This is a genomic window from Rhizobium cerradonense, assembly GCF_030182455.1.
Taxonomy (GTDB): Bacteria; Pseudomonadota; Alphaproteobacteria; order Rhizobiales; family Rhizobiaceae; genus Rhizobium.
Window position 1 is genome coordinate 770,739 of sequence record NZ_JAQJCK010000001.1, and the last position, 20,049, is coordinate 790,787.

At 60.2% G+C, this 20,049-nt stretch carries 17 protein-coding genes and 1 other RNA gene; 3 read left to right on the forward strand and 15 right to left on the reverse strand.

Annotated features, from left to right (window positions below; translation table 11 throughout):
• Positions 1 to 167: 167 nt before the first annotated feature.
• The 14 genes from ftsW to PH547_RS03820 form a co-directional block, all read right to left on the reverse strand.
• Positions 168 to 1,322: a putative lipid II flippase FtsW gene (ftsW, locus tag PH547_RS03755; RefSeq protein ID WP_285167447.1), complete on the reverse strand. Its 1,155-nt coding sequence runs from the start codon at positions 1,320 to 1,322 to the stop codon at positions 168 to 170.
• Position 1,323: 1 nt separating this feature from the next.
• A complete protein-coding gene (gene murD, locus PH547_RS03760; RefSeq protein ID WP_104823565.1) occupies positions 1,324 to 2,736 on the reverse strand; it encodes a UDP-N-acetylmuramoyl-L-alanine--D-glutamate ligase in 1,413 nt (470 codons plus the stop codon).
• Between the two features lie 7 nt (positions 2,737 to 2,743).
• Positions 2,744 to 3,865, reverse strand: a complete 1,122-nt coding sequence (gene mraY, locus PH547_RS03765; protein WP_104823566.1) for a phospho-N-acetylmuramoyl-pentapeptide-transferase — start codon at positions 3,863 to 3,865, stop codon at positions 2,744 to 2,746.
• Positions 3,866 to 3,876: 11 nt separating this feature from the next.
• The gene (locus tag PH547_RS03770) at positions 3,877 to 5,337 is read right to left on the reverse strand and encodes a UDP-N-acetylmuramoylalanyl-D-glutamyl-2,6-diaminopimelate--D-alanyl-D-alanine ligase (RefSeq protein WP_104823567.1); all 1,461 of its coding nucleotides are present in this window, start codon (positions 5,335 to 5,337) and stop codon (positions 3,877 to 3,879) included.
• Positions 5,334 to 6,797: a UDP-N-acetylmuramoyl-L-alanyl-D-glutamate--2,6-diaminopimelate ligase gene (locus tag PH547_RS03775; RefSeq protein WP_104823568.1), complete on the reverse strand. Its 1,464-nt coding sequence runs from the start codon at positions 6,795 to 6,797 to the stop codon at positions 5,334 to 5,336. The genes PH547_RS03770 and PH547_RS03775 overlap by 4 nt, the downstream gene beginning before the upstream one ends.
• A gap of 64 nt (positions 6,798 to 6,861) precedes the next feature.
• Positions 6,862 to 8,613 carry a peptidoglycan D,D-transpeptidase FtsI family protein gene (locus PH547_RS03780; protein ID WP_104823569.1) on the reverse strand — a complete coding sequence of 584 codons (1,752 nt, stop codon included), beginning with the start codon at positions 8,611 to 8,613 and terminating at the stop codon, positions 6,862 to 6,864.
• Positions 8,613 to 9,158, reverse strand: a complete 546-nt coding sequence (ftsL, locus tag PH547_RS03785; protein ID WP_104823570.1) for a cell division protein FtsL — start codon at positions 9,156 to 9,158, stop codon at positions 8,613 to 8,615. Before ftsL ends, PH547_RS03780 begins: the two co-directional genes overlap by 1 nt.
• A 1-nt stretch (position 9,159) precedes the next feature.
• Positions 9,160 to 10,185: a 16S rRNA (cytosine(1402)-N(4))-methyltransferase RsmH gene (gene rsmH, locus PH547_RS03790; protein ID WP_104823571.1), complete on the reverse strand. Its 1,026-nt coding sequence runs from the start codon at positions 10,183 to 10,185 to the stop codon at positions 9,160 to 9,162.
• A 14-nt stretch (positions 10,186 to 10,199) separates the two neighbouring features.
• Complete coding sequence (mraZ, locus tag PH547_RS03795; protein ID WP_104823572.1) at positions 10,200 to 10,640, reverse strand: division/cell wall cluster transcriptional repressor MraZ; 441 nt, start codon at positions 10,638 to 10,640, stop codon at positions 10,200 to 10,202.
• A 431-nt stretch (positions 10,641 to 11,071) separates the two neighbouring features.
• Positions 11,072 to 11,471, reverse strand: an RNA gene (gene rnpB, locus PH547_RS03800) — RNase P RNA component class A.
• A 67-nt stretch (positions 11,472 to 11,538) separates the two neighbouring features.
• Positions 11,539 to 12,732: an NAD(P)/FAD-dependent oxidoreductase gene (locus PH547_RS03805; RefSeq protein WP_104823573.1), complete on the reverse strand. Its 1,194-nt coding sequence runs from the start codon at positions 12,730 to 12,732 to the stop codon at positions 11,539 to 11,541.
• 82 nt (positions 12,733 to 12,814) lie between these two features.
• A complete protein-coding gene (locus tag PH547_RS03810; protein ID WP_104823574.1) occupies positions 12,815 to 13,372 on the reverse strand; it encodes a lytic transglycosylase domain-containing protein in 558 nt (185 codons plus the stop codon).
• A gap of 266 nt (positions 13,373 to 13,638) precedes the next feature.
• Positions 13,639 to 14,400: an N-acetylmuramoyl-L-alanine amidase gene (locus PH547_RS03815; protein WP_104823575.1), complete on the reverse strand. Its 762-nt coding sequence runs from the start codon at positions 14,398 to 14,400 to the stop codon at positions 13,639 to 13,641.
• Complete coding sequence (locus tag PH547_RS03820; RefSeq protein WP_104823576.1) at positions 14,397 to 15,107, reverse strand: J domain-containing protein; 711 nt, start codon at positions 15,105 to 15,107, stop codon at positions 14,397 to 14,399. The genes PH547_RS03815 and PH547_RS03820 overlap by 4 nt, the downstream gene beginning before the upstream one ends.
• Before the next feature lie 284 nt (positions 15,108 to 15,391).
• Between PH547_RS03820 and PH547_RS03825 the strand changes: the two genes are divergently transcribed.
• The 3 genes from PH547_RS03825 (at position 15,392) to PH547_RS03835 (ending at position 18,570) form a co-directional block, all read left to right on the forward strand.
• Positions 15,392 to 16,603: a pyrophosphate--fructose-6-phosphate 1-phosphotransferase gene (locus PH547_RS03825; RefSeq protein ID WP_104823577.1), complete on the forward strand. Its 1,212-nt coding sequence runs from the start codon at positions 15,392 to 15,394 to the stop codon at positions 16,601 to 16,603.
• Between the two features lie 59 nt (positions 16,604 to 16,662).
• Positions 16,663 to 17,298, forward strand: a complete 636-nt coding sequence (locus PH547_RS03830) for a LysE family translocator (protein ID WP_104823578.1) — start codon at positions 16,663 to 16,665, stop codon at positions 17,296 to 17,298.
• Positions 17,299 to 17,412: 114 nt separating this feature from the next.
• Positions 17,413 to 18,570 carry a transglycosylase SLT domain-containing protein gene (locus PH547_RS03835; protein WP_104823579.1) on the forward strand — a complete coding sequence of 386 codons (1,158 nt, stop codon included), beginning with the start codon at positions 17,413 to 17,415 and terminating at the stop codon, positions 18,568 to 18,570.
• Positions 18,571 to 18,580: 10 nt separating this feature from the next.
• On the opposite strand, the gene PH547_RS03840 is transcribed toward PH547_RS03835, so the two are convergent.
• Complete coding sequence (locus PH547_RS03840) at positions 18,581 to 19,993, reverse strand: serine hydrolase domain-containing protein (RefSeq protein WP_104823580.1); 1,413 nt, start codon at positions 19,991 to 19,993, stop codon at positions 18,581 to 18,583.
• Positions 19,994 to 20,049: the final 56 nt, after the last annotated feature.

The following is a 20,049-nucleotide window of genomic DNA, read 5'->3' on the forward strand; positions in this document are numbered from 1 at the left end:
CCCGCGAACAGCCCCTGCGCGGGGCATCTCCCTAATATAGGAAGCCGCCATGCCCGCGTCACTGAAGCGCGTCAAGCTTCCTTCATAGACCCCCGTCTTCGCGAAAGCGAACGAAGAATAAGCGTAATCCGGGAGATGGGAACGAAGCGCAGATAGGTCCAAAACGATCACTCCGCCGGCAATCCATGCGTGACGCGAAAGAGGCTGCGGTCCTGCGCTCTCTTTTCCGGCCGATGACGCGTCAGGGCCAGAATAAAGCCCGCCGTCACGCAGATGGCGGTCATCGACGAGCCGCCATAGGAGATCAGCGGCAGGGTCATGCCCTTGGCCGGCAGCAATTGCAGGTTCACGCCGACATTGATGATCGACTGAATACCGATCTGCAGCACCAGGCCGGCAACGGCAAAACGGTTGAAATCGTTCTTTTCCTTATAGGCATGCGACAGGCCGCGCAGCACCAGAAAGGCGAAGATGCAGACGAGCACCATGCAGAAGACGACACCAAATTCCTCGGCTGCCACCGAGAAGATGAAGTCGGTATGGGCGTCCGGAATGATGCGCTTGACGATGCCTTCACCCGGCCCCACACCGAACCAATTGCCGTGAATGATCGCTTCCTTGGCGGTATCGACCTGGAACGTGTCGCCTTCGCCGGTCAAGAACTTGTCGACGCGAAGTGCTACGTGGGGAAAGACGTAATAGGCCGTCACGAAGCCGCCGACGCCGAGGCCGCCGAGCACCCCGATCCACAGCCAGGGCATGCCGGCCATGAAGAACATGCCACCCCAGACGGCGGTGGTAAGGATCGTCTGCCCAAGGTCGGGCTGAGCAACGAGGAGTGCGGCGACGATGCCGAAGAGGATGATGGCGAAGAGATTGCCCGGAATTTCCGGCTGGCGCGCATGCTCGGCAAACAGCCAGGCGCAGACGACGACGAAGGCCGGCTTCATGAATTCCGACGGCTGGATGGAGAGCGCTGCGATGTTGACCCAACGCCGCGACCCCTTGACCTCGACACCGAAGAACAATGCGAACAGCATCATCGCCAGCGAAACGATCAGCAGGATGACCGCAGTGCGCCGCACCTGCCGGGGCGTCATGAAGGAGATGCCAATCATCGTCGCGATCGCCGGAACCAGAAACAAGGCGTGACGCTTGACGAAATGGAAGGGTTCGAGCCCGATGCGCTCGGCGACGGCGGGCGACGCCGCGAACGAGAGCATGAAGCCGATGCCGATCAGCAGGATGAACAATGCCAGGAAAATACGGTCGATGGTCCAGAACCATTCGGCCAAGGCCCCACGCTCAACGCGGCTTACCATATCAATCGCCTCCTGTTGCTGACCCGACCAGCATGGTGACACCTTCGACCGCAGCCACGTGGCTGACGAAGGCATCACCCCTGACCTCGAAATTCTTGTACTGATCGAAGCTTGCGCAAGCCGGTGACAACATCACCGCCGCCGTCTCGTGTTCGTCCCTGTCGGCGTCGGCTGCGGCATGGGCGACAGCGCGCTCCAAAGTGCCGGATATTTCGTAGGGCACCTGCTCGCCGAGCGTCGCCGCGAAGGCCGGTGCCGCTTCACCGATCAGGTAGGCCTTGGCTATGCGCGGGAAGAGCGGCGCCAGCGTCGTGATACCGCCTTCTTTCGGCAGGCCGCCGGCGATCCAGTAGATATGATCGTAGCTCGAGAGCGCAGGTGCGGCGGCATCCGCATTGGTCGCCTTGGAATCATTGACGAACACGACGCGGCCACGCCGGCCGACCGGCTGCATGCGATGCTTGAGGCCAGGAAAGGATTTGAGCCCGGCGCGGATATCGTCAGCGGAAACACCGACAGCCAGACATGCGGCTATCGCCGCCGCGGCATTCTGCGCATTGTGACCGCCGCGCAGCGTCTGGATGCCGTCGAGATCGGCAATGTCCGAGGTTGCCCCAGTCGATGCCTGGACGATGCGGCTGCCTTCGGCATAAAGCCCGTCAGCCAACGCATGCCGGCGCGAGATGCGGGTAACCTTGCCGCCCGCCCGTTCGACGCGATCGGCAATCAGCGAAGAATAGCTGTCGTCGACGCCGATGACGGCAACGCCGCTGCCGGCCACCAGCCGTTCCTTGATATCGGCATAATGCTGCATCGTGCCGTGCCGGTCGAGATGATCGGGCGTCAGATTGAGTAGAATGCCGGCGGAAGGATTGAGGGTCGGGGCGAGATCGATCTGATAGGAAGAGCATTCGACGACGTAGTAGCGCTCCGCCTTCGGCGGCTCCAACGTCAGGATGGCCGTACCGATATTGCCACCGAGCTGCGTATCGCGGCCGCTCGAGTGCAGGATATGGGCAATCAATGCCGTCGTGGTCGACTTGCCGTTGGTGCCGGTGATGGCGATGAAGGGGCACTCCGGCGCATGCGCCCGCCGCTCGCGGACGAAGAGCTCGACATCGCCGATGATCTCGACACCGGCTGCGTGAGCGAGATCGACGGTCCAGTGCGGCCTCGGATGCGTCAGCGGCACGCCGGGCGACAGCACGAATGCCGAGAGGCCGCTCCAGTCGATCGTTCTGAGATCGGCGGCCGGGATACCTTCGGCCGCAGCCTTCGCCACGCTGTCGGGATTGTCGTCCCAGGCAGTCACCTCGGCACCACCGGCGACAAGCGCCCGCGCGGTGGCAAAACCCGAGCCACCGAGGCCGAACAATGCGACCTTTTTCCCCTTGAGCGTGGTGACAGGGATCATCGCCGCCTCACCGAAGCTTCAAGGTCGAGAGGCCGATCATCGCCAGGATGACCGCAACGATCCAGAAGCGCACGACCACTTGGCTTTCCGTCCAGCCCTTCTTCTCGAAGTGATGGTGGATCGGCGCCATCAGGAAGACGCGCCGGCCGGTCATCTTGAAGAAACCGACCTGGATGATGACCGAAAGCGCCTCCAGCACGAAGAGACCGCCGATGATCGCCATGACGATCTCATGCTTGGTAGCAACTGCCACCGAACCGATCATGCCGCCCAGCGCAAGAGAACCGGTGTCGCCCATGAAAATGGCCGCCGGCGGCGCATTGAACCAGAGAAAGCCGAGGCCGGCGCCGATAACAGCGCCCAACACCACGGCCAATTCGCCGGTACCGGGCACGAAGTTGATCGCCAGATAGTCGGCGAAGACATAGTTGCCGGCGAGATAGGCGATAACGCCGAAGGAGGCGGCGGCAATCATGACCGGCACGATGGCAAGCCCGTCGAGACCGTCGGTCAGGTTGACAGCGTTACCGGCGGAAACGATGACGAAAGCACCGAACAGCACGAAGAACATGCCGAGATTGAGCATGAAATTCTTGAAGAACGGGAACGCGATCGACGAACCGAAGGTCGAACCGGCGGTACCGGAGGACAATGCCGTACTCATCATAAAATAGACGGCAATGGCGGCGATGACGAATTCGATGCCGAGGCGGGCGCGGCCGGAAAAGCCCTTATCGCTCTGCTTCGTTACCTTGAGATAATCGTCATAGAAGCCGATGGCACCGAAGCCCAATGTCACCAGCAGCGTCGCGACCACATAGACGTTGGCAAGATCGGCCCAAAGCATTGACGACACGACGATGCCGGCCAAAATCATCAGCCCGCCCATGGTCGGCGTACCTGCCTTCTTGAAATGAGTCTGCGGACCGTCGGCGCGAATCGGCTGGCCCTTACCCTGGCGTACACGCAGGGAAGAGATGATTCGCGGCCCGAAGAGGAAGACGATCAACGCCGAAGTGAACAAAGCGCCGCCGGTGCGGAACGTGATGTATCTGAACAGATTGAGAAATCTGAAATGAGTACTGAAAAAATGAACGTGGTCCGACAGTTCGGCAAGCCAGATCAGCATAAGAGCCCTTTCTAAAGCCCCTGATGGGAGTGGGGCTCCGTGTCGGCAAATGCTGGAAACTTGTCAAGCAAAGCTGCCACGATCTTCCCGAATCCTATCCCCAGCGACGATTTCACCATCAAAACGTCGCCAGGGGCGACCGAGTTGATCACGAATTCCGAGAGCTCCTCCGTCGTCTCACGATATTCGACATGAACACTTTCCGGCAGCGCATCCCTCAACGCCGCCATCTCCGGACCTGCCAGCCAGACATGCTCGATGCCTGCCGCCAGCAGCGGACCGGCAAGATTGGCATGCACTCTCTGGGCATAATCCCCCATTTCCAGCATATCGCCGAGGATGGCGATCCGCCTGCCCGCTCTAGCGCCGACATTGGCATCCGGCGAAGATGTCGCCAGCAGCGCGATGGCCGCGCGCATGGATGCAGGGTTGGCGTTGTAGCTTTCATCAATCAGCGTGAAGTAGCCATTGGCGATTGCGCGCTTATGGCGCTGCCCCCTGCCCTTTTCCGCCTGCAGCGTCGCCAGCGCATCGACCGCCTTGTCGAGATCGGCCTCGACGAGCATCACTGCACCGAGGACAGCCAGCGCGTTTTCCGCGATATGCCGGCCTGGCGCTCCGATCGCCACTTCCATCGTCTCGCCGCCAATTGTCAGCCACAGCGTCGAATTCTCTTCCGAGGCGTTAAATTCCGCGAGCCGCACATCCGCCTTGGCATGCTGGCCGAAACTGTGCACATGCTCGACGCCGGCGGCCAACGCAGCGCGCTCCAGGAAATCGAACTGATCGTTGTCCCGGTTGAGGATGACGTGACCGCCCGGCACGACGCCGTCGAAAATCTCCGCCTTGGCAGCGGCAATCTCGGTGATGTTCTTGAAATTGCCGAGATGGGCCGGCGCAATCGTGGTGATGATCGCCACATGCGGCTGCACCATTCTCGTCAGCGGCCGGATCTCCTCCGGATGGTTCATGCCGATCTCGAAAACACCGAAATCCGTATCTTGAGGCATGCGCGCCAAACTCAGCGGCACGCCCCAATGATTGTTGAAGGAGGCGACGGAGGCATGCACCTTGCCCGAGGGCGACAATGTCCGGCGCAGCATCTCCTTTGTGGTGGTTTTGCCGACCGAGCCAGTCACAGCGATGATGCTCGCCTGCGTACGCTGACGGGCGGCAACGCCAAGCCTGGCGAGCCCAGCCAATACGTCGTCGACAACGATCTTTGGCACGGTCAGCCGGCCCATCGCCGGCAACCGCGCCTCGCTGATCACGATCAACGCCGCGCCGTTCGCCATCGCCAAGTTGGCGTAGTCATGGCCATCGACGCGATCGCCCTTGATGGCGAAGAAAGCTTCGCCCGGCTTGATCGAACGGCTGTCGATGGAAATCCCCGTAACGCCCTCAGGCAGCACTCCGAAGGAGCGGCCCGCAATGGCGGCGATCATGTCTTCAGTTGTCCATAGCCAGCTCAAGACTTTACCTCCTCCAGTGCTTTGCGCAGTTCGGCATGGTCGGAGAAAGGCAGCGTCACGCTGCCGATCGTCTGACCTTCCTCATGCCCCTTGCCCGCGACGATCAGCGTATCGCCGGATTTCAGCATGCCGACTGCCTCGCGGATCGCCTTGGCGCGATCGCCGATCTCGGTGGCGCAGGGTGCCGCGGCCATGATCTCGGCGCGGATCGCCGCCGGCTCTTCGGAGCGCGGATTGTCGTCGGTGACCACAACCACATCGGCTAGACGGCAGGCGATTTCGCCCATGATCGGCCGCTTGCCGCGATCGCGGTCGCCGCCGCAGCCGAAGACGACGATGACACGGCCGGTGGTGAACGGCCGCACCGAATTCAGCACATTTTCCAAGGCATCCGGCTTGTGCGCATAGTCAACATAGGCAAGTGCGCCATCATGGGTATGACCGACAAGCTCCAATCGCCCGGAAGCGCCGGAGAGCTTTTCCAGCGCCGCCATGGCAACCGGCGCGGCAACGCCGGTGGAAATGGCAAGACCGGCGGCAACGAGCGTATTGGCCACTTGGAAATCGCCGGCAAGCGGGATGTGAACCTCGAAAATATCGTCACCCAGATGCACTTCCGCGATCTGCTTATGACGGAAATGCTCGACACGCTTCAACGCCAGGAAATCGCCCTTGCGGCCGACAGTGCGTATATCCTGCCCCGCGTTGCGCGCAGCGGCAATCGCCTGTTCCGACCACGCATCGTCGGCAAAGATCACGGCCGGCGAGCCTTTCGGCAGCAGATCCCTGAACAGCCGCATCTTGGCGGCCAGGTAATCCTCGACGGTCGGGTGATAGTCCATATGGTCGCGGCCGAGATTGGTGAAGGCGGCAGCAGCAAGCCTGACGCCATCGAGGCGGAATTGGTCGAGGCCATGGCTGGAGGCTTCCATCGCCGCATGGGTGACGCCCTCATCCGAAAGCTCGGCAAGCAACTGATGCAGCGACACCGGATCGGGTGTCGTCAGCGAACCGTAATCGTTACGCGTCGGTGATATAACACCGGTCGTTCCAATCATTGCCGCCGGATGGCCCGCATGCGCCCATATCTGCCGAGTGAAAGAAGCGACGGAGGTCTTGCCGGCGGTGCCGGTAACGGCGACCATCGTCTCCGGTTGCCTGTCGTAAAAGCGGGAAGCAGCAACGGCGAGGAAACGCCGCGGCTCCGCAACGGTCAACAGCGGCGCACCAGCGGCGACCGCACCCTGGCCGGCAACAATGACAGATGCACCACGCAAAACGGCATCAGCAATGAAACTTGCGCCATCGGCCTTCGTGCCGGCGACAGCTATGAAAGCCATGCCGGGCGCAACCTTACGGCTATCGGCGGAAAGGCCTGTTATCTCAAGATCGCCAAGTGTCCCGCCAATTTGTTCATTGAGTTCCGGAAACGCATTTCCGGCAATATCCCGCAAGTTCATCGAATATACTTTTCGTTCTTGATCAGTCCGCCCCTCGCGAATCGACCCGTTTATTCTTTCACGCTTAATAAGACACCAGCAAGGCGGAGTTACCGTTTCCGAAACTCGGTTGGATTCCGAGGATCGGCGCTGCCCGGGCGATGATATCGCGAGCGATCGGCGCCGCCGTGTATGCCGAGATCGTGCCGCCATGTTCACCGGTCTTCGGCTCGTCGCAGAAGGTCATGATGACATATTGCGGATTGTCGATCGGGAAGGCAGCCAGGAAGGTGTTGAAGTTCAGCGTATGCGAATAGTGGCCGTTGACGACCTTGTCGGCCGTGCCGGTTTTACTGCCAACATCGTAGCCGGGCACGCGAGCGGCGCGGCCGGAACCCTTGGAGCCGTTGAAATCGAGCAGGAAGCGGATGTCGTCGCTCGTGCTCTTCTTGACGACAGTCTTGGCGATCGCGTCGGCCTGTTCGCGGGTCCGCGGCAGGAAGGTCGGCTCGATCAGCTTGCCGCCATTGACGAGAGCCGCACCGGCAACCGCTGTCTGCAGCGGCGTGGTGGAGACGCCGTGGCCGAAGGAGATGGTAATCGAGTTGATCTTCTTCCACACGCGCGGCTGCGTCGGCATCTTCACTTCCGGCAGCTCGGTGTTCAACTTGGTGAGCAGCCCCATCCGCGTCAGGAATTCCTTGTGCGCGTCGATACCGACTATGTCGGCAATCTTTGCCGTGCCGATGTTGGACGAATACTGGAAGATTTCCGGAACCGTCAGCACACGATGCTGACCGTGGAAGTCGTGAATGGTGAAGCCGCCGATGCGGATCGGATTGGTGGCGTCGAAGGCATCGCGCAGCGTCACCTTGCCAGCATCAAGCGCCATCGCCATGGTGAAGGTCTTGAACGTCGATCCCATTTCGAACGTGCCGTTCGTCATACGGTTCAGCCAGCCTTCTGCAGCGCCTTCGTTCGGATAATTCGGATCGAAATCGGGTGCCGACGCCATGGCCAGCACTTCGCCGGTGCGGGCGTCGAGCACCGCGGCACCGGCACCCTTTGCCTGGAAATTATTGACGGCATTGACGACGGCGTCATGCACGATGTCCTGCACGCGAAGATCGATCGACAGCTTCACCGGCTGCAGCGGCTGGTCGGTGGTCATGCCGGCAGCCGCGAGATCGGCAAGCCCCTGGTCGTCGATATATTTCTCCATACCGGTGACGCCGCGGTTGTCGATATTGACGTAGCCGAGAATATGGGCAGCGGTCGAACCGCCGGGATAGAAGCGGCGTTTTTCCGGACGGAAACCGATGCCGGGAATGCCGAGCGCCAGGATCTGGCTCTGCTGTTTCGGCGTCAACTGGCGGCGAAGCCAGGCGAAATGCGAGGTTTTGACGGCCAGCTTTTTATAGGTGCCCTTGGTGTCGAGATCGGGCAGCACGGTGCGCAATTGCTCGACCGCTTCATCGGGATCGATGATCTTGTTCGGTTCGGCAAACAGCGACACCGTGCGGATATCGGTCGCAAGCAGTGCGCCGTTGCGGTCGACGATATCGGGGCGCGATGCCATCAGCCGGTCCGGCGGCAGGATGCTCGACGTCGTATCCGGCGGCGTCATGGCGAACTGAGCAAGACGACCGCCGATGATGCAGTAGACAACGGCAAAGCTCGCAACCAACAGAATGACGCGGCTTTTGGCCTGATTAGACTTGCGCTTACGGGCACCTTCGAAGGTCGAACGGCCAAAGCCGTCATTCGGGCGGTTATTGCCGTCGGTGGAGAAATGTGCCTTGCTTTTCAAGACCATGATGCGCGAAAGAAAAGACATCACTCGTCCACCGATCCCGTTGCGATATTGTCGACTTCTTGTTTTTTGCGCTTCAGCAGCGACGGCGCCTTGGCGACCGGACGCGGCGCGGGAGCGGCGGCGACATCGGCGATCGCCTTCCTGATCTCGGCATCCGTCGTGTCGCCACTCTTCGATGCCGCGCTGGCGCTCGAGTGGGGTTTCGCATTTCCGGCCTTGGTCGTCTTGTCAGGCGTGGCGGCATCCTTGGCATCGGCGACGGTTTCCGGCGGAACCTGCGAGCGGAGCATCGGCAATTCGCTCGGCTGAACAATCGCCGTCGACAGCGTCGGCTGCAATTTGAGTTCGCTGCTGTAGTTGTTGACCAATCGCTCCAGGCGGTTTGGCTGCACGACCAGCGCCCAATCCGCCTTCAGAAGCTCGATCGTGTCCTTCTCCAGCTTGATTTCCGATTCGAGGCGGTGAACCTCTTCGAGCTTCAGTTCGGCACGATGCTTGATCGTGTAGGTCACGGTGGCCATCGCTGTCATGACGCCAATCAGGACGATGTCAAAAGTCTTCAGCATATCAACCTCCGAGCTTTCCGAGACTGGCGAGATTGGGCAGATCGAAGATCGAGAGATCGGCAGCCTCGGCGGGCGCAGCGGTGCGAAGACCCGCGCGCAGCTTGGCCGAACGCGCCCGCGGATTGGCCTCCGCTTCCGCATCGCTTGCCGAAACCATCGACTTGCCGATCGGATCGAAGGTCGCGAGCCGCTCATGAACCATGGGCATATGACGAGAACCGGTGGCACGGCCGGAGCGATCGGCGAAGAACTTCTTGACGATCCGGTCTTCCAGTGAATGAAAGGTAACGACAACCAGACGCCCGCCGGGCTTCAGCACGCGCTCGGCCGCAAACAGCGCCTGCGCCAATTCGCCAAGCTCGTCGTTGACGAAAATGCGCAGCGCCTGGAAAACACGGGTCGCCGGATGGATCTTGTCCTTGGCCTTTCGCGGCGTGACGATCTCGATCAGACCAGCGAGATCGCGGGTCGTAACGAACGGCGCTTCCGCCCGACGCTTTTCGATCGCATGGGCAATGCGCGGCGCCTGCTTTTCTTCCCCGAGGAAGGCGAAGATACGGATGAGATCGGCGAGCTTGGCGCGGTTGACGACATCGGCGGCCGATACGCCACTTGCCGACATGCGCATGTCGAGCGGGCCGTTCTTATTGAACGAGAAACCGCGCTCGGCCTCGTCGAGTTGCATGGAAGAGACACCGATATCGAGCACGACACCATCGAGCCCACCCTGCGGCGCATGATCGGCAAGCTGCGAAAACTGCGAACGAATAAGTGAAAGATGACCCGCATGAGCGGCAACCATCGCCTGCCCCGCCGCGATCGCCGTCGGATCACGATCGAGCGCGATCACATCGGCACCACCAGACAGAATAGCAGAGGTATAGCCACCAGCACCGAACGTGCCGTCGAGAATGACCTTGCCGGCGGCCGGTGCCAGCGCCTCAAGCACCTCAGCAAGAAGAACCGGAATGTGACGAACCGGTCCGCCACCAGCATCAGTCGAGCCTCCGCCAGGATTCGCCGCCATTCCGTTTCCCCGTTCTATTCTGAGCGCCTGCCCGCCAGCTTGCGCTCCTCTCGTGCCTGCGCCTGCAAGACCTGAAAAGCCTCCGGCTGCCACAGTTGAAAATGATCCGCCCGACCAACGAAGGTCACCTCGTTGGCGATACCGGTGAAACCGCGGATAAAATCCGTGACCATCAGCCGCCCTTCCGCATCGAGCCTCATAAAGACCCCGCCCCCGTGAATGAGGAGCGACATCTGGTTCGCCGCCGGCGAAAAAGGATCGTCCGCCGCAATCTGCCGCTCGAACCGATCGAGCAGATCGAGACCGCCGACGCTGATCGCCGGAAACACAAAATCCTGGAAACAATACAGCTCCTGGATATTGCGCTCCGCCAGCACGGAACGAAATGCCGCCGGCACGGATACCCGGCCCTTGGCATCGATCCTGTTGGTCGCATTCGATAGGAAGCGGTTCATGACGCGAAACACCCGTTTCCCATGACTTACGGGCGATCATTCGCCCGCAGACATAGCCAAAATCGGACACAGCTTCGCAAGCCGAAAGAGAGAATACTCTTCCGACACCCCCAAGAAAGGAGGGATCATGGCTTTGCGATGAATGGGCGATGATTTGCCCTTGTGCAGTGTGCTTTTGGGATACCATGGGACCATATGGGCGTCAATGGGATGAAGCCACAGAGACGTGGCCACAGCCTGAATATTCATAACCCGTTAAGTTTAACGAAAGGTTATGATCGCCCTGAACCGCCGATCCAAAACGGATTGTTTTCACAGACGAAAACCCCTCCGCCGACACGGTCGGAAGACCGAAAAACCAAGGCTTTTGGCGGTCTGAGAAATTGTTTCCACAGGGCAATGACGAGCATCGACGCCGGTCGAAAATATGATTTGCCAGTTGGCCTGTAAGCCGGGTTCTGTATGGCTCCGGCCGAGGCCGGAACGTGGCAGCCATTCATCTGGGACGACGCTTGCGCGCCGCCTCTTGCAACCCACCCGGATGACCGGCCCGGAAACGGGCTGGACCGCTTTCGCGATCCGCGTCATCCCTATTCGGTTTTGCTCCCGGTGGGGTTTACCGTGCCGCCGCTGTTGCCAGAGACGCGGTGGGCTCTTACCCCACCCTTTCACCCTTACCCGATCCGAAGACCAGGCGGTTTGCTTTCTGTGGCACTTTCCCTGAGGTTGCCCCCGCCGGACGTTATCCGGCACCGTGTTTCCGTGGAGCCCGGACTTTCCTCACCCCACCGCCTTTCGGCATTGGTGAGGCGCGGCTGCCCGGCCAACTGGCAGGGCTCCATTAGCCGAGAGCGCCGGCAATTGCCATCGAAATATGCAGCTTTATTTCCGTTCGGACCTAAGTACGGAAATGTGCAGAGAAATCCGTGCGGTAGCCGTCGTCCTTGATTCGGCCTTCGAGCAGCAGTTCGGCGCCGAGCCTGCCGATCTCGTCCGAACTCTTCGCCGCCGTGCCGCAGCCACCCGTTAGCACCGCTACGCGTGGTGACGACGTGTAACCGATCATGGGATAGCCAGTCGGCGAATAGGAAACGGCACAGGAATTGGTGAACGTCGATGGCCCTGTCAGGCTCGGAACCAGGTCGTGGATGATCCGCGTCAGGTGATCGCGTGCCTTGTCGCGACCGGCGGTTCGAAACCACTTACGCAAATCCGGCTCGTTTTCGAACTGGAGATCGTCTGGATCGCCGCCGATCTTGATGTAGTATTTCCCGTCAGGATAGCGGATCGGCGGCAGCAGGTAGATGCTGTCGGTATGGTCAGGCCTCGAAGATATCAGCGACGGCATGGCCGAGAGCGCCTCGGCCTCCGCCTCGCCCACCTCGAAGAAAGCCACAGTGCGACCATAAACCTTCACTTCAACCGGCTGCGGCAACAGATTCTCGGCAATGGAGAAACTGCCGGCGGCAAGCAGGACTCTCTCCGCCCGGAACGTCTCGCCTTCCGCCGTTGTGACGACCGCCAGACGGTCCTCGTCGCGGATCGAGACAACCGTCTGCTTGATGACGCGAGCCCCCGCCTTCTCCGCCAGCAACGACTGTGCCTTCACCAGCCGCCGCGGGCTGATATGTCCCGCGCCTTTCGGCTCGTAGACGCCCTCGCTGCCTTCAGCAAAGGAGAAGAAGGGGAATTTCGCCTTCAGCGCAGCGTCGTCCAGAAGCTCCGTCCGGACACCGAGCCGAGCTGCCGCATCGACGACATTGCTGACGTAGTCATGGGCGCCGCCACGCTTGGACCCGACCACAAGGCAGCCGACCGGGGCGTAGAATTGAATGCCGCTGTCGCGCTCGATCTCCGCATAGCGGCCGATCGAACGGTTGGCGAGCCGCGCCCAGTCGGCGTCGGGATCGATGGTGCGGGTGATCCGGCCTTCGTCATAGTGACTGCCGAAAACGCCCTGGTGGTTCACACGGTCTTCGGGCTCGTCCGGGCCGATGACGGCTATGCCGTCTGTCTGTTTGGCCAGATGGCGCGCGGCAGCAGCCCCCATCATTCCTCGACCGACGACGATGAACCTGAAATCCGCTGCCATGTTATGTCCCTCGCAAATGATCGCAAATTCGATAACATGGAAAGCGAGTCCGCCCCACCCGCAATCCTCTTAAAAGCGGCGATTAATCGAGGAGCGCCAGCACCTTACCGCAATATTTCTGCGAGACCGGATTCATGCGCGTTGCTGCATGACCGGCATTGTATTTGAGGATGGTGTTGCAGGTTGGTCCACCGCCAAGTTGCTGTGCCGCGGCGAGGTATTTCATGCCGAACTTGATGTTCGTCTCGGGATCGTAAAGTCCCTTGGCACTGCCCGAATAGCCCATCAGCTTTGCGGTCGTGGGCTTGATCTGCATCAGGCCGATCTCGCCGGCACTACCGCGCCGTTTTGGATTGAAATTGCTTTCGATCTGAATGACCGCGGTCGCCAATTCGACCGGCACGCCGTTCTGCTTAGCGTATTTGGTAATCAGCGCCGAATAGGGATTTTGCGTCGTGAAGGAGTTTTCCGCATCTCTCAATTCGGCGGGGACACTCGGCATTGGATAGCCGACCGTACGCGTAATGATCTGCAGGGGGACGGTCTGGGTTTTCTCGCCGTGGGGGTCGGCATAGGCGCAATCATATCCTGTCAGCAGTACGCTCACGCACGCTGCCGCCGCAACAATCAGATTTTTCATTTAGTCTTTTGTCTCCGAGCGCGGAACCGTGGACAGCACAAGCCATCAGTCCGGCGGGAGGCAAAAAGAGCCGCCGGAGTTCACGGTCCCCGTTATTCTTTACGGCCGCGCGACACACAAACTAACTTGCGCGACCGCCGTTCAAGCGGGCGCCGTTAGACCAGCCCAATGCGGAGATAATAGGGAAATGATGTGGCGCTGAAGCACGTTACGCATTTTGAGCGTTACGGCGTCTATTCCACCGTAAAAACGAGGCCCACCTACCCTTAGGAGAAGCGAGGCAGCGCGGACAGCAAACGATGAAGTGTATCGATGGTCGAAAAATCGGCGATCCCATCCACTCGCTCCTGGCGAAAATGGCGCTGGAAAGCCTCGACGTCTCCCGCCAGTTTTGTGGAGAATTCGCCTGTAATTTCCGTTTCATAACCATAGAGCGAGAGCATGGATTGCAAAGCCTCGATCGGCTGCCCGACATCGCCCCTCTGAAAGAACCGCCCGCCGGTGATCGGCGTCGGTTCGACCCAGTGGCCGACGCCCGCTTCGGCCAGTCGCGCCCACGGAAATTTTTCGCCCGGATCGACCTTGCGAACAGGAGCGACATCGGAGTGTGCAAGCACACGCTCAGGTGAAATCGCCCAGCGATGGCCGCAATCACGACACAGTTCGATGACCGCCTCGATCTGTGCATCGGGAAAATCCGGCAGCCCGCCGGGATGACCGGCATTGGCGATTTCGATGCCGATCGACAGCGAATTGATGTCGGCCTCGTTATGCCAGACGCTCTTGCCGGCATGCCAGGCACGACGTTCCTCCGGTACGAGCTGGATCACCCGCCCATCCTCGAAGACGAAGTAATGGCTCGACACCTGGCTCTCGTCGCGACAGAGCCAATCAAGCGCGCCTTCGGCCGTGCCCATGCCGGTATAGTGCAGCAGGATCATGTCTGGCTTGCGCCCGTCCCGCCGCTCGCCATGGTTCGGCGACGGCTGCACGCTGGCACCGGAAAAATCTGCCGCAAAGGAACTCATGCAGCGCGGCGTTCTTTCTCGATTTCCGCGTAGGCTGCATTGAGCGCCGCCATGCGCTCATTGGCGATGAGGTGGAATTCCTCCGGCACACCGCGCGAGACGAGGCGGTCAGGGTGATTCTCATAGACCAGGCCATGATAGCGGCGACGGATGGTCGTGAAATCGTCCTGGGGCGATACGCCGAGCACCTTGTAGGGATCGCGGCCGCCGGCGCTGACATGGCGCGCCATGATCTGTTCGAAACGCTGCTCGCTCATATGGAAGATCTGAGCAATATGCTGCAGGAAGGCCATTTCCTTCTCGTGGATCAGACCATCAGCCTTGGCGATATGGAAGAGACCATCGAGCACGTCTTCCAGCACCGGGCAATTCTTCGCGCAGGTGACGCAGAGCGACGACAGCTTTTCTGCATAGGCCTCGTAGCCCGCAACGTCCTGGCGTGCCAGATTATAAAGACGTGCGACGTTCTTCGCCTGATCCGGCGGAAATTCGAAAATCTCACGGAAGGCGTTGACCTCGTTTTCGGTCACCACGCCATCGGCCTTCGCCATCTTGGCGGAAAGCGCGATGATAGCGACGGAAAAGGCCACCTTGCGGCGGGTCTCCGGATCGCCTTCGAACAGCGTACGAATGGCTTCGACCACTGCCGACAGGGCATTGCCAGCGGTGCCACCAACAGCATTCAGCAATTTTTCCCAAAACGACATGATGGTCTCAATTACCCCTTCTGAATAGAAACACGTTGATCAAATAATGGTTGCGATTGCAAGGAGTCCATTGGTCGCACAGACGAAAACACTTTTCACAATTCGGTAATGATGGCGTGTTCGAAGCTGTGATTTGCGATTCCGCCGGATCGGGCAACTCATTGCCCGGATGAAAAAGCAAGCACGCATTTCTTAAATTCTTTACTTTACAGCCATGCCCGCCTGTCGCATCCATTCCGAGGCAATCACCGAAATGAGGCAGCCCGGCTGCGAGGAGGATACCCATGGCCAAACAGAAAGTCGCAATGCTCACCGCCGGCGGATTGGCGCCCTGTCTCTCCTCTGCGGTCGGCGGCCTGATCCAGCGCTACAGCGACGTTGCGCCCGATCTCGACATTATAGCCTATCGCTCCGGCTATCAGGGCGTTCTGCTGGGTGACCGCATCGAGGTGACGCCTGGCATGCGCGAGCGTGCACATCTATTGCACCGCTACGGCGGCTCGCCGATCGGCAACAGCCGCGTCAAGCTCACCAACGCCGCCGACTGCGTCAAACGCGGTCTCGTCAAGGAAGGCGAAAATCCGCTGCGCGTGGCCGCCGAGCGCCTCGCCTCCGACGGCGTCACCATTCTCCATACAATTGGCGGTGACGACACCAACACGACCGCAGCCGATCTTGCCGCCTACCTCGGCGCCAACGGCTATAACTTGACCGTGGTCGGCCTGCCGAAGACGGTCGACAACGATGTCGTGCCGATCCGCCAGTCCCTCGGCGCCTGGACGGCGGCCGAAGTCGGCGCGCATTTCTTCGACAATGTCAGCAACGAACAGACCGCCGCTCCGCGCACCCTCGTCATCCATGAAGTCATGGGCAGAAGCTGCGGCTGGCTGACGGCGGCGACAGCCCGCGCCTATATTCAGAAGACCAGTGCCAATGAATATGTGGATGGCTTCATGATGAATGCCGCCATGAAGAGCATCGACGGCCTCTATCTCCCGGAAATGGCCTTCGACATCGAAGCAGAAGCCGAGCGCCTGAAGGCCGTTATGGACAAGACTGGCCAGGTGACGCTGTTCGTTTCGGAAGGCGCCGGCCTCGAGGCCATCGTGGCCGAGCGGGAAGCTGCCGGTGAAACCATCAAGCGCGATGCCTTCGGTCATGTGAAGATCGACACTATCAATGTCGGCAACTGGTTCCAGAAGCAATTCGCCACCCTGCTCGGCGCAGAGCGCTCCCTGGTGCAAAAGTCGGGCTATTTTGCCCGCTCGGCGCCCGCTAACGGCGACGACCTGCGCCTGATCCAGGGCATGGTCGACCTCGCGGTCGAAAGCGCATTGAATAAGATCTCGGGCGTCACCGGCCATGACGAAGGCCAGGGCGGCAAGCTGCGCACCATCGAATTCCCGCGCATCAAGGGCGGCAAGCCCTTTGATCTGTCCCTGCCGTGGTTCGCCGAAGTCATGGATCACATCGGGCAAAAATACGCGCAATCCTAATTGACGGATCGCAAATCCAATGTCTTTGCTGGCGGCGAATAGGAATAGAGGAGGATTCCATGTCCATCGAAACCTGGCTCGCGTTCGCCGCCGCATCCTGCATTATGCTGGCAATACCCGGTCCGACCATTCTCCTTGTGATCTCATATGCACTCGGCCACGGTCGTAAGACGGCGCTGGCAACGGTGACCGGCGTAACGCTTGGCGATTTCACGGCGATGACTGCCTCGCTCGCTGGTCTCGGCGCCCTTCTCGCCACCTCGGCCACTCTGTTCACGATTCTCAAGCTGATCGGCGCAGCCTACCTGATGTTTCTGGGAATCAAGCTCTGGCGCGCCCCGATTGTGACCGGCCCGATGGGCGACAATGACAATCTTCCCGAGGAAAAGCCGCTCAAGATTTTACTGCACGCTTACGTTGTGACCGCCTTGAACCCGAAGAGCATTGTCTTCTTCATCGCCTTCGTGCCGCAGTTTCTCGACCTGTCGAAGCCCTTCCTTCAGCAAACCGTTATTTTGGAGGCGACATTCCTCACTCTGGCAGCACTGAACTCCCTGCTCTACGTTTTCATCGCCGATATGGCGCGCGGTTTTATTCGCAAGGCAAGCGTGCAACGCGCCGTTAACCGGACGGGCGGAACCCTGTTGATAGCCGCCGGCGCAGTGACCGCCGGATATCGCCGGTTGGCCGCTTGATGCTGTCCAGGGTTGCGGGGCGATCACGGATAGGTTAATGGGGGATTCATAAATTTATCAACCCTGTGGCTGATTTGCACCGCAGGGCGGTTTGGTTTTTTCGAAAGTGACAGAATGGTAGCGATCGGATTTCCCAGCCTAAAGCGCAGCGTTGCCTTTTCGGCAATGATGTGCGGCGTCCTCGCAGGGTGTGCAAGCACTCAGCAGCAGACGTCCCAGGCAGAACTCCCGTCGGCACAAACCAACGTGCCGCATCCGAATACAAACCCGGCTCCGGTCGGTGCTGCGTCGACCACAGGCGGCGTAGCGGTGGCTTCCACCACACCAGCTACAGGCCAGCAGATTCAGCCTCAGCAGCAGGCAGCATTGATGAAGTCGGACCGGGTTGGCGCCGGTTCGGTGGCTCCGAATCAGATTCAGGCAGCCCAGGACCGCATGGTTGGTCCGGTGGCAAATGCACCGAATGCAGCGAACCAGGGTACTGTCGCGATAGCGGCCGTAACCGGCGCGCCCGCAGCGGGCACATCCGCAGCCGCCGCTTATGCGGCCTCCGACGAACCCGTGGTTCCCACCGTCGTCGCCATCCCGATCCCGAACCCGGCACGTCCAGGCGATACCGCGCTGCTGCCGGTGTCAGGTTCCGCGACCCAGGGTCAGGCGACCATTCCGATGACGTCGGACGTGGCGGCCATTCAGTCCGTCGTTCCGACGCCCCGCCCGGGCGAAGATGCACCGATCATGGCGCCTGCCGAAGTCGCCTATGCCGCGCCGATGCAGATCGCCGGCATGGGTTATGCGGACACCCGCATGCATTATGATTTCAACTTCGATGCCAGCGGCCCGACGGTCGTTTCGGCGGTACTGACCCCTCAGAATTACGATTCCGACGTGCCGGCGGAGGAGAAGAGCTACGTTTCGAAGCTCATCCAGAAATATGCCAAGCTTTATGAAATTCCGGAATCTTTGATCCATCGCGTCGTTCATCGCGAGAGCCGCTACAATCCGAAGGCATATAACCGCGGCGGTTACTTTGGCCTGATGCAGATTAGATACAACACGGCCAAGTCCATGGGCTACGACGGTCCGCCTGCAGGCCTACTCGATGCCGAGACCAACATCAAATATGCCGCGAAATATCTGCGCGGCGCATGGATGGTGGCCGACAACAAGGCCGAGGCCAAAGAAGCCAATGCCGTTCAGCTCTATGCGCGCGGCTATTATTATGATGCCAAGCGCAAGGGCCTGCCGGACGTCGCGCAAGGCAATTACTGATTATCCCGGATCATTTCGCCAGCGCCGGTTGGGCCATGTCCTGACCGGCGTTGATTATATCCAGTATCCTCTTCAGTAGAATTTGCGGCTTATAGTCCAGCCAGCCCGGCGTCAGCCCCATGCGCACCAGCACGAGATTGGCTGACGGCACAATGGCGACGCTCTGGCCATCATGTCCGAGCATCCAGAACGTATCCGTCGGCAGGCCGAACTGCGCATCCGAACCACCGGGACCGGCAAGCCAGGCTTGAACCTGCGTATAGATGCCTTCGGATGCCGTCGTCGGAGTGCGCATCGCGCCAACAAAGCCTTCCGGCAACAGGCGCTGGCCCTTCCAGACACCATCCTGCAGCAGGAATTGGCCAAAGCGCGCCCAGTCGCGCGGCGTCGCATAAAGATAGGAACTGCCGACATAAGTACCGCGCTCATCGGCTTCCAACACAGCGCTGAACATGCCGAGCGGCGCAAACAACGCTTCACGCGGATAGGTGATCGCCGCACTCTCATTGGGAAGCTTGTTCATCCAAATCCGAGAGAGCAGCGTCGCCGTGCCGCTGGAATAGCTGAATCGTTCGCCTGCCGCCGCCTCTTGAGGCGCACTCGAGGCAACCCTGGTCGAATCCGGATCGAGATAGAGCATGCGCGTCACGTCTGAGACTGCGCCATATCCCTCATTGAAGGCCAAACCGCTCTCCATGCTAAGGAGATCGCTGAGCTTGATGTTCTTGCGCGCGTCGGCACTCCATTGCGGCAAAAGATTCTGATCGTCGAAGGACATGCGGCCGGAAAGCATGAGGCGGCCGATGATGGCGGCATTGACGGTCTTCGTCATCGACCAGCCGATCAAAGGCGTGCCCTTGTCGAATCCCTCGCCATAGGTCTCCGCGATGATGCGGCCGTTCTTGACGACGACGATGGCGCGCATGGCGGGACCGGCAAAGTCCGGATTGGCAAGGAGCTTGGAGAGCGCGAGGCCGGTGTCGTCTTGGCCCAGCACGGCCTTATCGCCATCCGGCCAAGGAGAATCGCTTTTGGCCGCTTTGATCTTATTGAGGAACGCCGCGCTGCGCGCCGCCGGCAGATCGCCGTCCGGCACCGTCGTGCAGCCGAGCGCGCCGCGGTAGAGCGCATAGTTTGGTGCAAACATGCCGAGAAAGCGGGCGGTTACCACGCCTTCCTCTCGATTGACCGAAACCCGAACGAGCTTCAGCGCCGGATTGCCCGGCGCCTGCACGTCATCCGCCAATATCCGCTCGGGATCGCGCTTGGCGATAAAGGTATTCGAGCAGACGATCTTGGCGGCATAGCCGTCCCCGACCCTCAACAATTCCGGTGGCCAGACCGAAAGCCAGACCGCACCGCCCGCGACAATGATCAGCAGCAAAAAAACAAGAGCCCCGACCACTCTCGATATTAAACGCATATCACACACCCTCCGAAGGAATGCGGAGACAATCAGGAAATGCAGGAATGTGAAAG